Source organism: Ruicaihuangia caeni (genome assembly GCF_040536845.1).
GTDB classification, from domain to species: domain Bacteria; phylum Actinomycetota; class Actinomycetes; order Actinomycetales; family Microbacteriaceae; genus Ruicaihuangia; species Ruicaihuangia caeni.
In genome coordinates this window covers 1976552-1989383 of sequence record NZ_CP159582.1, presented here as the reverse complement: position 1 = coordinate 1989383, position 12832 = coordinate 1976552, and the positions used below count along the sequence as shown (strand labels likewise).

Annotated in this window: 11 protein-coding genes; 1 reads left to right on the top strand and 10 read right to left on the bottom strand. The window is 68.1% G+C overall.

Annotation, left to right across the window (positions count from 1 at the left end):
* Positions 1-90: 90 nt before the first annotated feature.
* From rsmA to rsmI, 4 genes are all read right to left on the bottom strand, one after another.
* Positions 91-966, bottom strand: coding sequence for a 16S rRNA (adenine(1518)-N(6)/adenine(1519)-N(6))-dimethyltransferase RsmA (rsmA, locus tag ABV606_RS09235; protein ID WP_353987472.1), 876 nt, complete (start codon positions 964-966; stop codon positions 91-93).
* Positions 936-1874 (bottom strand): TatD family hydrolase, encoded by a 939-nt coding sequence (locus ABV606_RS09230; protein WP_353987471.1) that lies wholly within the window; start codon positions 1872-1874, stop codon positions 936-938. The genes rsmA and ABV606_RS09230 overlap by 31 nt, the downstream gene beginning before the upstream one ends.
* Complete coding sequence (gene metG, locus ABV606_RS09225; RefSeq protein WP_281489337.1) at positions 1874-3448, bottom strand: methionine--tRNA ligase; 1575 nt, start codon at positions 3446-3448, stop codon at positions 1874-1876. Before metG ends, ABV606_RS09230 begins: the two co-directional genes overlap by 1 nt.
* Before the next feature lie 109 nt (positions 3449-3557).
* Positions 3558-4373, bottom strand: a complete 816-nt coding sequence (gene rsmI / locus ABV606_RS09220) for a 16S rRNA (cytidine(1402)-2'-O)-methyltransferase (protein WP_353987470.1) — start codon at positions 4371-4373, stop codon at positions 3558-3560.
* Positions 4374-4464: 91 nt separating this feature from the next.
* Here rsmI and ABV606_RS09215 point away from each other — a divergent pair, with 91 nt between their 5' ends.
* Positions 4465-6153: a dolichyl-phosphate-mannose--protein mannosyltransferase gene (locus ABV606_RS09215; RefSeq protein WP_353987469.1), complete on the top strand. Its 1689-nt coding sequence runs from the start codon at positions 4465-4467 to the stop codon at positions 6151-6153.
* A 299-nt stretch (positions 6154-6452) separates the two neighbouring features.
* On the opposite strand, the gene ABV606_RS09210 is transcribed toward ABV606_RS09215, so the two are convergent.
* The 6 genes from ABV606_RS09210 to ABV606_RS09185 all read right to left on the bottom strand — a co-directional run bounded on the left by ABV606_RS09210 (position 6453) and on the right by ABV606_RS09185 (position 12738).
* Positions 6453-6746, bottom strand: coding sequence for a zf-TFIIB domain-containing protein (locus ABV606_RS09210; RefSeq protein WP_353987468.1), 294 nt, complete (start codon positions 6744-6746; stop codon positions 6453-6455).
* An 81-nt stretch (positions 6747-6827) separates the two neighbouring features.
* On the bottom strand, positions 6828-7886 hold the full coding sequence (locus ABV606_RS09205) for a serine hydrolase domain-containing protein (protein ID WP_353987467.1): 1059 nt from the start codon (positions 7884-7886) through the stop codon (positions 6828-6830).
* Between the two features lie 108 nt (positions 7887-7994).
* Positions 7995-9950: a thioredoxin domain-containing protein gene (locus ABV606_RS09200; RefSeq protein WP_353987466.1), complete on the bottom strand. Its 1956-nt coding sequence runs from the start codon at positions 9948-9950 to the stop codon at positions 7995-7997.
* A gap of 49 nt (positions 9951-9999) precedes the next feature.
* Positions 10000-10788 carry a sulfite exporter TauE/SafE family protein gene (locus ABV606_RS09195; protein ID WP_353987465.1) on the bottom strand — a complete coding sequence of 263 codons (789 nt, stop codon included), beginning with the start codon at positions 10786-10788 and terminating at the stop codon, positions 10000-10002.
* On the bottom strand, positions 10785-11615 hold the full coding sequence (locus ABV606_RS09190; RefSeq protein WP_353987464.1) for an aldo/keto reductase: 831 nt from the start codon (positions 11613-11615) through the stop codon (positions 10785-10787). Before ABV606_RS09190 ends, ABV606_RS09195 begins: the two co-directional genes overlap by 4 nt.
* A gap of 4 nt (positions 11616-11619) precedes the next feature.
* Positions 11620-12738: a bifunctional 2-methylcitrate synthase/citrate synthase gene (locus ABV606_RS09185; RefSeq protein ID WP_281489344.1), complete on the bottom strand. Its 1119-nt coding sequence runs from the start codon at positions 12736-12738 to the stop codon at positions 11620-11622.
* Positions 12739-12832 lie beyond the last annotated feature (94 nt).

The window sequence follows — 12832 nt, the reverse complement described above, 5'->3', positions numbered from 1 at the left end:
CGCTCCGAGTCAGTCAGTCAGCCAGTCAGCCCGCCAGTGAGCCATCCACTCATCGGAGATTGAGTGAGCGCAACCGAACGCCCGACCGAATCAGGCCGCGTCCCCCGCGCGAACGATCGCCAGGAACTCGCGGATGCCGAGCTCCTCACCCCGCGAGGTCGGCGCAAGCCCAGCGGCCTCGAGCCGGGTAGACGCCGCAGCGGCAGACCCGAGCACGCCCGACAGGGATTGGCGGAGCATCTTGCGGCGCTGCTGGAACGCGGCATCCACCAGGGCGAACGTCTCCAGCCGCTCGGTCTCGCTGCCCGGAGGAGTGTGCCGTTCGAATCCGACGAGCACCGAGTCGACGTTCGGCACCGGCCAGAACACGTGCCGGCTCACGAGCCCTGCGGTCTTCCACTTTCCGTACCAGGCGGCTTTGAGGCTGGGCGCTCCGAACACCTTCGAACCCGGCTCGGCGGCGATGCGGTAGCCGACCTCCGCCTGCACCATCACGAGACCGCGCTCGAGCGAACGGAAGTGCTCAAGGAAGTGCAGCAGCACGGGCACCGAGATGTTGTAGGGCAGATTGGCGACGAGCGCGCGGGGTTCGCCGGGCAGTGCGGTGACGCGCATCGCGTCGGCGTTGATGACGGTGAGCCGATCGGCCCCTTGCTCCCCCGGCGCGAGCTGGCCGACGGTGATCGGCAACTGCTCCGCGAGTCGCGCGTCGATCTCCACCGCGACGACGGATGCCCCGGCCTCGAGCAGCCCGAGCGTGAGTGAGCCGAGGCCTGGCCCGATCTCCACCACCGTCTCGCCGGAAGCGACCCCCGCGGCGCTGACGATGCGCCGCACGGTGTTCGCGTCGTGCACGAAGTTCTGGCCAAGCTTCTTCGTCGGCTGCAGGCCGAGCAGATCGGCGAGATCGCGGATCTCGGCGGGGCCGAGCAGGGTCACCGTGCCTGCACCGGTTCGTCGCTCCAACTGCCGTAGACGAGCTCGGTGTTCGACGCGATCTGCGCTGCGAGCATCGACGCGTCGGTGCCGAGGAAGTCGGCCATGAACCGCAGCGTGTGCGGGAGCAAGTAGGGGCCGTTGAGCTTGCCGCGGTGCGGCATTGGTGTGAGGTACGGCGCATCCGTCTCGATCAGCACACGGCTGCGCGGCGTGATCTCGAGCGCGTCGCGCAGATTCTGAGCGTTCTTGAACGTCACGGTGCCGGCGAACGACAGGTACCAGCCCTGGTCGACGCACAGTTGCGCGAACTCCGCGTCTCCGCTGAAGCAGTGCAGCACGACCCGCTCGGGCGCGCCCACGCGCTTCAGCACGTCGACGATGTCGCGGTGCGCGTCGCGGTCATGGATCTGCAGTGCGATCCCCCGCTGCTTCGCGATGTCAATGTGCTGCTCGAACGAACGGCGCTGCGCGTCGCGACCGTCTTCGCCGGTGCGGAAGTAGTCGAGCCCGGTCTCTCCGACGGCGCGCACGCGCGGCATCCCGGCGAGTTCGTAGATCTGCTCGATGTGCTCGTCGAGCTTGCGTCCCGCCTCGAGCTCAGGCGTCGCGTTCGGGTGGATCGCCACCGCGGCCAGCACCCTCGGCTCTCGAGCTGCGACCTCGGCGCTCCACCGCGAGGTCTCGACGTCGGTGCCGACCTGCACGACGCCCCTCACACCGACCGCCGACGCGCGATCCAACTGCTCGAGGTAGTCGAGCGGCGGTTCGCCCTCGGGCCCCGGCTGCGTGGTGCCCACCTCGGGATCGAGGTGCGTGTGGTTGTCGTACACGCCCACCGTGAGCGGTTCGGGCATCGGGGGGAAGTGACCGTACTTCGCGGCCCGCGCGCCGGCGCTCTCCTCGATCTGCCGGCCCTCGACGTTGCTCGGACCCATCAGGCGGCTCCGGATGCCTCGTGCTCGATGCGCGGGAAGAGCGTGCCCTCGAGCGGGGTGATCGTGCCGCTGCCGAACCACAGCGGCGCGTCGGTGATCCGCACCTCGCGCACCTCACCCTCGCCGCCGAGCGCCGACCACAGCTTCTGGGTCGCGTTCGGGATCACGGGCGACAGCAGCACGGCGAGCGCGCCGAGCCCGTGCACCGCAGTCGCGAGCACGGTCGCGAGACGGTCGCGGGTCTCCTCGTTCTTCGCGAGCACCCAGGGCTCCTGCTCGGTGATGTAGCCGTTGAGCGCATCCACGAGCTTCCAGATCTCAGCGAGCGCCTCGTGGATCATGAACTGATCGATCGCCTTGTCGGCGGCATCCGTCGCCTCCTGGGCGATGCGACGGATCTCATCGTCGGCCGGGGTGCGCTCGCCGATGGCGGGCACCTTGCCGTCGAAGTATCGGCCGACCATGGCGATGACGCGGGAGGCCAGATTGCCGAAGCCGTTGGCCAGCTCTGCCTGATAGCGGGCGGCGAGGTCTTCCCAGCTGAACGAGCCGTCTTGCCCGAAGTGGATGGCGCGCATGAAGTAGTAGCGGAAGGCGTCTGAACCGAAGGTGTCGGTGATCTGCTGCGGCGCGATGCCCGTGAGCTTCGACTTCGACATCTTCTCGCCGCCGACCAGCAGCCAGCCGTGGCCGAACACGCGCTGAGGCACCGGCAGTCCAGCCGCCATGAGCATCGCGGGCCAGATGACCGCGTGGAACCGCGCGATGTCCTTGCCGATGAGCTGCACGGCCGGCCAGCGCCGCTCGAACTGCTCGTCGTCGACGCCGTACCCGATCGCGGTGATGTAGTTGAGCAGCGCGTCGAACCACACGTAGACGACGTGCTTGTCGTCCCAGGGAACCTGGATGCCCCAGTCGAAGCTCGCGCGCGAGATCGACAGGTCGCGCAGGCCCTGCTTCACGAACTGCACGATCTCGTTGCGCACGCTCTCCGGCTGCACGAAATCGGGTCGCTGCTCGTAGAGGTCGAGGAGCGGCTTCTCGAAGTCGCTCATGCGGAAGAAGTAGTTGGTCTCCTTCAGCACCTCGACGGGCTTCGAGTGGATGGCGCACACCTGCTGCCCCGCGTACTCGCCGGTGCCCTCGATCAGGTCGCTGGGCTGCTTGTACTCCTCGCAGCCGACACAGTAGTGGCCCTCGAATTCGCCCTGGTAGATGAAGCCGTCGTCGTAGAGCTTCTGCATGAAGCGCTTGACGCCCTCTTCGTGTCGCTCCTCCGTGGTGCGGATGAAGTCGTCGTTCGCGATGTCGATGGTCTTCAGCAGCGGCTTCCACGCGCTCTCGACGAGCTCATCGGCCCACGCCTTCGGGGTGGTGTTGTTGGCCACGGCGGTGCGCAGGATCTTCTGGCCGTGCTCGTCGGTGCCGGTCAGCAGCCAGGTGTCGTCTCCCCGCTGCCGGTGCCAGCGGGCGAGCACATCGGCGGCGACCTCGGTGTACGCGTGCCCGATGTGGGGCACGTCGTTCACATAGAAGATCGGCGTCGCGATGTAGAAGGACTCGCCAGAAGACATGCCCCCCATCCTACGGTTCGGGCGTGCTGCGATGACGGGGGTCAGCGCGAGCGTCTGGCCGGTGAGGCGGAGTGCTGCGGGCCCTGCCGCGCATTCGGTCCGGTGTGGCTCAGCGGGAGCGTCTGGCCAGGGCGGCCTCGTACAGGTCGCGCCGCGATAGACCTGTAGCAGCAGCGACCTCGGCCGATGCTTCCTTGAGGCGGATGCCGGAGGCCACCAGCTCCAGCACTTGCTCGAGCGACGCGTCGGCGTCGGCCGCCGTCTCGGCGGCACCCTCGACGACGATGCAGAACTCGCCGCGCGCCCCCTCGGCGAAGCGCTGTGCCACTTCTTCTGCGGTGCCGCGCACGACCTCCTCGTGCAGCTTGGTCAGCTCGCGGCACACCGCGACCCGGCGTTCGGCGCCGAAGGCGGCCGCAAGGTCGCGCAATGACTCGCCGACACGGTGCGGTGACTCGAAGAACACCATGGTGCGCTGCTCGGTGGCGAGCGCGGCGAACCAGCGGGCGCGGCCCTTGCGCGGGATGAACCCTTCGAAGGTGAAGCGGTCGGTGGGCAGCCCGCTCACTGCGAGCGCGGTGAGCACCGCAGACGGCCCGGGGATCGCAGTGACGGTGACGCCGGCGCGGGCCGCCTCGGCGACCAAAGGATAGCCGGGGTCGCTGATCGCGGGCATGCCGGCATCCGTCAGCACGACCACATCGGTCTCGCGGGCGAGCTGCACGATCTCGGCGGCGCGTTCGAGCTCGTTGTGCTCGTGCAGGGCGAGCAGCTTGGGACGGTTCTCGACCGCCAGCGCGCGCAGCAGATGCGCGGCGGTGCGGGTGTCTTCAGCCGCGATCACTTCGGCGCGCTCGAGGGTCTCGATGAGCCGACGCGAGGCGTCGCCCAGGTTGCCGATCGGGGTCGCCGCGAGGATGATCACGCCCCAATCCAAGCACCGAACCGTGGCCGGATCGGCACACGCAGTCGTCGGCAGCCGCTGATGCGCACCCGGCCGCGGATAGCATGGCACCGTGTCGGCGGGTGGAGCAGCGGTGTCGGCTGCGACGCCGCACGGCAGCCGAATCGACGCGTGGCTCGGCCGCAGCGCCGGGGCACGGCGAGCCTGGCGGGTCGGCGCTCCCGCGCTCGTGCTGCTGACGGCGTCCGTGCTGCGCTTCTGGAATCTTGGTCACCCTCACGAGCTCGTCTTCGACGAGACCTACTACGTGAAGGATGCCTGGACGCTCTTCAACCTCGGATACGAGTCGAGGTGGCCCGAAGGCGCCAACGCCGCCTGGGCAGCCGGCGACCCCAACGGCTACTCGACCGACGCGAGCTTCGTCGTGCACCCGCCGCTGGGAAAGTGGATCATCGCGCTCGGCCTCGCGGCGTTCGGTGCAGCCGACCCGGTCGGTTGGCGTTTCTCGACTGCTGTTGCGGGGGTCGTGCTCGTCGCGCTGGTCATGGTTGCCGCGCACGTCATGTTCCGCTCGACTGCGGTGACCGCGCTCGCCGGCGGGCTGCTCGCCATCGACGGCAACGCGATCGTGATGAGCAGGGTCGGGCTGCTCGACGGACTGCTCGCCGTGTTCGTGCTCGCGGGGTTCATCTGCTGGCTGCTCGACCGGCGGTGGGCAGGGCGAAGGCTGCGGGAGTGGGCAGCGTCGCGACAAGACGCGAAACGAGGGTTGGAGTGGGGTCCCGCGCTGTGGTGGCGGCCCTGGTTGATCGCCATGGGAGTGCTGCTCGGCGCCGCATCGGCGGTGAAGTGGTCAGGCCTCTACGTGCTCGCCTTCTTCGCGGTCGGCTCCCTGATCGCCGACGCCATCGACCGGCGGCGTGCGGGCATCAGCTTCTGGGCGTCGGGAACGGTGCTCAAGCAGGGGCCCGTGAGCTTCGTGCTCACAGTGCCGGTGGCTCTAGCGGTGTACCTCGTCAGCTTCACCGGCTGGTTCGTCACCGACGGGGGCTATAGCCGTCACTGGGCGGGAGCCGTCGGCGAGCCGTGGACCGGAGCGCTCGCATGGGTGCCGCTCGACTGGCAGAGCTTCTGGCACTACCAGAGCGCGGTCTACGACTACCACGTCGGCGAAACGCGCCCGCATGGCTACCAAGCGTTCGCGTGGACGTGGCTGCTGCTGATTCGACCCACGGGCATGTACTACCGCACCTCAGGGATGGGCGATGCGGGGTGCCGTTTCGACCAGTGCGCCAGCGCCATCACGGGCATTGCGAACCCGATCATCTGGTGGGCGTCGGTCGCTGCGGTGCTCGCACTCGTGGTGCTGCTGTTCGCTCGACGACGGCTCGTTCGCCTTAGTGGCGTGGGCGGCGTGGGTGGCTTGGGCGGCTTGTCCAACGCGGGCCACGTCGCCGACCCGGAACGCGCCCTGACCAGCCCGTGTGGCCAGGCGGGCGCGATCCTGCTCGGACTCGCGGCGGGATATCTGCCGTGGCTGCTCTACCCCGAGCGCACGGTGTTCCAGTTCTACACGATCGTGTTCGAGCCGTTCTTGGTGCTCGCGCTCGCGATGGTGCTCGGCCTCGTGCTCGGACGTTCGACGGATGCCGCGTGGCGGCGACAGAGCGGCATCGGCGTCGTCGCGGTCTTCCTGGTCTTCGCGGTACTGGTGAGCGCGTTCTTCTGGCCGCTGTGGACCGCGATGCCGGTTTGGGTGGAGTTCACCAGGCTGCACTACTGGCTGCCCGGCTGGCGCTGAGCCGCGCGACTCGCGCGGCAGCATCCCTTCGCGTCGCAGCATCCTGCGCGTCACAGCACCCCCGCCGAGATGACGTTTTCGGTCGTCGAATCTCGATTCCTCGTGCAGAAAACGTCATCTCGACGCCACAACGGACCGCTGCATCACGGTGGATCGTGGGGGTGTCAGCGCCGGGGTGCACTTCTACGGGTTCGACACCGACGTCATTTCGTTGCGGCAAGCAGGCAGGTAGCCGGGACTCGATCTCATCCACCGGTCACTCCTAAGCCGCCGGTGGCCAGCGGGAACCCAGCGAGGGCTCAGTCGAAGAGGTCGCTGAGCCAGTTCTCCTTCTTCTTGCGGTAGGGATACCGATCGCCCTGATGGCCGCGACGGTCGTCGTACGGCTGTTCCCTGTACGGCTGCGCGGGCGGCATGCCCTGCTGCGGCATGCCCTGCTGCGGCACATTCTGCGAGAACGCGCCAGCGCGATCGATGATCTTGTCGAGCTCACCGCGGTCGAGCCACACGCCTCGGCATTGCGGGCAATAGTCGATCTCGATGCCATTGCGTTCGCTCATCACGAGCGTCGACTGGTCTACGGGGCACTGCATGGTTCCTCCTCGAAGAGCGGTGGCGTCCCAGACTAGAAAGCCGAACTGTGGATCCGCTTTGCCCAGGCCGACGCTCGGATGTCAGTGCGCCTCACGGAACTCGCGGTAGCGGCGGACCACCGGCCATGCGCCTTCGGAGGTGTTCGACACGATCGTCACCGTCATTCGCGTGGTCGGATCGAACCGTGACCGGATCGACACTCCTGCGTCGTATCCGTCCAGCACCAGGCCAGGGCCCTCAGTGTCGAGCCAGAACCCGGTGCCGTATCGCAGGCGCAGCTCGCCACCGACGTGGGTCGGAGTGATCATGAGGTCGCGCGTCGCGGCATCCACGATTCGTCCATCGATGAACGCGCGCCAGAACACTGAGAGATCGCCAACCGTCGTGTACGCGCCGCCGTCGCCGTTGCCGCGCATCGGAAGGTGGAACACGTTCGTGCGGTCGGAGTCGACGCCGAGGTAGCCGATCGCGGCATCACCGGGGAGTTCATCGATGCGTAGGAACGAGGTCTTCAGGAGCCCTGCAGGGCCGAAGACGCGTTCGGTCACGAGGTCGTGAAACGCAGACCCGCTCGCACGCTCGGCCACGAGGGCGAGCAGCACGTACCCGCCATTGTTGTAGGCGAACCGTTCACCTGGAGCCGTCTTCTGCTCGTGCCCCTCGAGCATCGGCACGAAACCCTCGGTGGTCAAGAGCTCGTGCATCGGCACGGTGATCAGATAGTCGCCGATGTCGCCGAGTTCGGATTCGTCGATGTAATCGCCGATGCCGGATCTGTGGGTGAGCAGGTGCTCGACCGTCACTCGGTCGTCGACCAGGGGCAGATCTTCGCCCAGGATGCTGCGTACCGGCACATCCAGCCCGAGCGTGCCGTCGCTCACGAGCGACATGACAGCGAGCGCCGTGAACGACTTGGTGGCACTCGCGGTCGCGAAACGTGTGTCGGGGGTGTTCGGAACACCGCACCGGCGATCGGCGAGCCCATAGCCGGCGGCGAGCACGAACTCGCCGTCCACATCGACCGAGACCGCGCCGTGCAGCCCGCTCTCTCGCGCGGACTCGTCGAGCGCGGCAGCGAGCGAGGCGACGTCACTGTCAGCCGCGCCGCGCTCGTCGCGTGCGGAGGGGTTGATGGTCACAATGCCGCCTCGGTTTCAGTCGCCGCAGCTCCTGCGGCGACTCCCACGATAGGAACCGATAGCCGACGAGCGCGTCGGGCACGCGAGCGCAGGCTGTATTCGTCTCCGTCAGAACTCGGCCAGTTGGGCGGTGAGCTCTGCGGTTTCGGTGACTGGCAGTCGGCATACGAACTCACGGCATAGGTAGGCAGCCGGGTCGCCGTTGATCAACGACTTGGCAGCGAACAGTTCGAAACCCGCCGCCCCGAACGCACTCGCCTGCTCCTCGGTCACCACGATCGACAGTGCCCCGGAACGCCGCCAACGACGAGCGGCTTCGGCGAGGGGGGCTTCGCGATCGTCGGAGACGACTACGAGCTGCACTGCGCCGGCATCCAGCGCGCTCATGACGCCGAGCGATGTGCCGAAGGCGATCGGCTGCTCGATCGCGAACTTGCCGAGCGGTGCCATCGCCCGTTGAGCCGCCTCGAGCCATCGGCGATCACCGTCGAGCAGGAAGAGCAGGTACGACGCGGATGCCGCGGCGCTCAAGCCGCTGGGGTATGCGCCCTCGCTCGGGTCAGCGCCTACGGCGAGGCCGCTGCCGGTGAGTACGGGATCACCGTCACCGGGCGCCACGAACACCGGCGGAGCGGCATCCGGCTCGGCGCGGCCGGGGCTCGGCTCGCGAACGGCGGCCCTCGGCTCGCCGTCGGCGGAACTCGGGGCAGTCGAGTCGCCGGCCGCGATCTGAGAGCCGACCTCGCTCGAATGGCTCACGAGGCAGGCGTCGAGCAACTCGCGGGCCGCCGTCGCGAAGCGCACTTCACCGCTGGCGCAGGCGAGACGTAGCAAGCCATCGGCGAGCATGCCGTAGTCCTCGAGCGTCGCGGGCGCGGGCGACACGCGCTCCCCCGCCGTTGCACGCAGCAAGGTGCCGTCGGAGCGGCGGTGGCGCTCGAGCAGGAGGTCTGCGGCATCCGTCGCCCAGTCGACCCAGCTCCGCTCGCCGAGCAGAGAGCCGGCTTCGGCGAGCGCGCCGATCGCCAGGCCGTTCCAGCCGGTGAGCACCTTGTCGTCGACCGCGGGAGGTTCGAGCCGATCGCGGTTCGTGCTGAGGTAGTAGCCGCCTTCGACGCGTCGACCGTCGACGATGCTCTCGCTGTCTTGCGCGGCGCCGAAGCCGCCGGGCACGCGCAGCACACCGTCGAGGAAGGATGCGATGCCGGCGGCGATCTCGCGACGGCCGGCGCGCGCGTACGCGGTGAGCAGCAGCGCGTTATCGGTCAGCATCCGCTCGTAGTGAGGATCTCGCCAATTGCGCAGCGTCGCGTACCGAAAGAATCCCCCCTCGACGGGATCTCGCAGCGCGGATGCCGCCATGGCATCGAGCGTGCGCCCTGCCAAGTCACCGGCGGTGCGGTCTCCGAGCGATGCGCGGTCGAGCAGCGTCTGCAGCACGCTCGCCACCGGGAACTTGGGAGCACCGCCGAATCCGCCGAACTCGCGGTCCTCGTCGCGAAGCAGCGCCGCGACGGCTCGGTCGAATTCGGAGGCGGTGGGCAATGGGCCGGGAGCGGGCATCGACGCGGAAGCGACGGCATCCGCCACCTGATCGGCGATGCGGCTCGTCTCGGCGCGGCGCTCACGCCATGCCTCGTCAACGGCTTCGAGCACTTGGCGGAACGAGGGCTGGCCGGCGACCGGCGAGGGCGGGAAGTACGTGCCGGCGAAGAAGACGCGGCCACGAGGGGTCGCGAAGGCGGTGAGGGGCCACCCGAGGTTGCGAGTGAACGCGGAGGCAGCGGCGAGGTAGCTGCTGTCGACGTCGGGATGCTCCTCGCGGTCGACCTTCACGGCGACGAAGCGTGCGTTGAGCCACTCGGCGAGTATCGGGTCGCTGAAGCTCTCGCGAGCCATCACATGGCACCAGTGGCACGTGGAATAGCCGATCGAGACCAGTACCGGCACATCGCGGCGGGCCGCCTCGGCGAACGCGTGCTCGCCCCAGGGCCACCAGTCGACCGGATTGTCAGCGTGTGCGCGCAGGTACGGGCTCAGCGCATCCGCGAGTCGCTCGGCCATGCGCCCACCCTACGCTTGGCAGGGCTGCGGCCCCGGGTGCGGTTTGAGCTCAGTCGCGGCCTCGGCGGCGTTGGCGTACGGCGCGCACCGCGAGCTGCACCGCGGTGAAGACCAGCAGCGCGGCGAAGAGCACAGCGCCGAGTTGTGGCGGCACCGCCGCGGCCACGGCGACGCCTCCGAGCGATGCCGGCACCGCGAGCAGACCGATCACCGCCGCCGCACGCACGTCGCTGTTGCCGCGGCGCACGTTCGCGAGCGTGCCCGTGATCGAGGTGGGAATCATCATCAACAGCGAGGTGCCCTTGGCCACGAGGTCGCCCATGCCGAACAGCACCATGAGCATCGGCACGACGACCACGCCTCCCCCGACACCGAGAAGTCCAGACAGGATGCCGGTGACAAGCCCCAGCCCGATGAGCGCGACCACCGTCCCCACCCCGAGTTCGAGCACCGCGCCGCGGTCGGGCACCAGCAGGAACATCCGGATCGCCATGGCGACGAGGAACACGATGAACAGCCAGCGCAGCACGCCCTGGGGAACCTTGTGCAGCAACCAGGAGCCGATGAGCGAGCCGACGATGGCGCCGCCGGCGAGGCATCCCGCTGCGATCCAGTCGACCTCGCCTTGCACTGCGTACCCGATGGCACCGGCGATCGCGGTCGGCAGGATCGCGGTCAGCGAGGTGCCGCTTGCTCGCCGCTGCTCGAAGTTCGCGAGCATCAGCAGCAACGGCACGATGATCACTCCGCCGCCCACTCCGAAGAGTCCGGAGAAGAAACCGGCGAGCAGCCCGACGATCGCCAGCCGCCACCAGCGGCCGCGCACTGCCGCGCTCAATTCTGCTCGTCGGGGTGCGGGCCGCCGCGGCCGCCACGCTCGAGCGCGGTGATCGCGTCGATCTCGGCGAGCGTGAGGTCGAAGCCGAGCACGTCGATGTTCTCGCGCATGCGCGAGGGGTTGCCCGACTTCGGCAACGGGATGTTCCCCAGTTGCAGGTGCCAGCGCAGCACCACCTGTGCCGGGGTCACGCCGTGCGCCTTCGCGGCGACGACCACCGGCTCCTCACCGAAGAGGTCGTACTTGCCCTGCCCGAGCGGGCCCCATGCCTCGACCGCAATGCCGTTCGCCCGGCAGTACGCGACGACATCACGCTGCTGGTACGCCGGATGCAACTCGATCTGGTTCACCGCGGGCACAGTGGCGCTCTCGCGCGCGAGCCGCTCGAGATGCGGCACGAGAAAGTTCGACACGCCGATCGAGCGGGTGAGCCCGTCGAGCTTGAACCGTTCGAGCGCCTGCCAGGCGCCCACATAGCGGTCGCGCTTCGGGGCCGGCCAGTGCAGCAGATAGAGATCGATATAACCGAGGTCGAGCTTCTCCATGCTCTCGGCGATGGCGCGCTCCGCCTCCGCCGGCTCCTGACGGTCAAACCACTGCTTCGTCGTGACGAAGAGCTCTTCGCGAGGGATTCCGGACGCGCGCAGCGCCCGGCCGACCTCAGCCTCGTTGCCATACAGCGCCGCAGTGTCGAAGTGGCGATAGCCCGCTTCGAGTGCTTCGCTGACCACTCGTTCGGCGTTGCCGGCATCCACTTTGTAGACGCCGAAACCGATTTGCGGGATGGCATTCCCGTCGTTGAGTCTGATGACGGGAACGCGGGTCATCCGGTCACACATGCCTTTCGTCTTGGCCGGTGTAGGCACTCAGTGGGCGGATCAGCGCGTTCGATTCCAGTTGTTCGATGATGTGCGCTGTCCACCCGGTCACCCGGCTCGCCGCGAAGAGCGGCGTGAACATCAATGTATCGAAACCCATGAGATGGTACGCCGGTCCCGACGGGTAGTCGAGGTTGGGCTTGATGTTCTTGCGGCTGACCATCGCGTGCTCGAGGGCGTCGTAGAGCTCGGCGAGGTCGGGCCGATCGAAATGGGTGATGAGGGTGTCGAGTGCCGCCTTCATGGTCGGCACGCGCGAGTCTCCGTTCTTGTACACGCGGTGCCCGAAGCCCATGATCTTCTGCTTGGTCGCGAGGGCGTTCTCGAGCCACGGTTCGGCCCGGTCAGCGGTGCCGATCTGCTGGAACACGTGCATCACGGCCTCGTTCGCGCCGCCGTGCAACGGACCCTTGAGCGCTCCGACCGCGGCGACGACCGCGCTGTACAGATCGCTCAGCGTCGAGGTCACCACCCGCGCCGTGAACGTCGACGCGTTGAACGAGTGCTCGGCGTACAGGATCATGGATACGTCGAACGCGTCGACCACGACCATCTCGGGCACTTCGCCGAACGTCATGTGCAAGAAGTTCGCCGAGTACGAGAGGTCTTCGCGGGGCTCGACCAGGTCTTCGTCGCGGCGACGGCGCTGGTCGTACGCGACGATCGCCGGAATCTTCGCGAACAGGGTGATGGCCCGTCGCACGTTCGCCTCGCGGTCGTCTGGCGAGGCCATCGACGGCACGGTCTCGTCTCGCGCACCGATCACGCTGACGGCGGTGCGGAGCACATCCATGGGGTGCGCGGTCACCGGCAGCTCGTCGATGACGTTCTTCACGGCAGCGTCGAGATGCCGCTGCGCGCGCTCGAGCTGCTGGAACTCCTCCAGCTGCACCGGCGTCGGCAGCTCGCCGTGCCAGAGCAGGTAGGCGACCTCCTCGAACGTGCAGTTCGCGGCAAGCTCCTGCACCGGGTAGCCCCGGTACAGCAGCGAGTTCGTCTCTGGGTTCACCTTCGAGATCGCGGTCTCGTCGACCACGACGCCGGCCAGTCCCTTTCGGATGTCGTCGCTCATCTCACTCCTTCGTGATACTCGTGTGTTCAAGTCTGCTGCGGTCGGCCGTCCCGTGTGGCGCGCGGCTTCAGTGCTTCGTGAACCCGATGGCGCC

Bases quoted from the DNA above. Each gene is read 5' to 3' on its own strand.
- ABV606_RS09185 (WP_281489344.1), bottom strand. From the start codon at position 12,738: ATGAGCGACGACATCCGAAAGGGACTGGCCGGCGTCGTGGTCGACGAG.
- metG (WP_281489337.1), bottom strand. From the start codon at position 3,448: ATGTCTTCTGGCGAGTCCTTCTACATCGCGACGCCGATCTTCTATGTG.
- ABV606_RS09200 (WP_353987466.1), bottom strand. From the start codon at position 9,950: ATGGCCGAGCGACTCGCGGATGCGCTGAGCCCGTACCTGCGCGCACAC.
- ABV606_RS09190 (WP_353987464.1), bottom strand. From the start codon at position 11,615: ATGACCCGCGTTCCCGTCATCAGACTCAACGACGGGAATGCCATCCCG.
- ABV606_RS09230 (WP_353987471.1), bottom strand. From the start codon at position 1,874: ATGGGTCCGAGCAACGTCGAGGGCCGGCAGATCGAGGAGAGCGCCGGC.
- ABV606_RS09210 (WP_353987468.1), bottom strand. From the start codon at position 6,746: ATGCAGTGCCCCGTAGACCAGTCGACGCTCGTGATGAGCGAACGCAAT.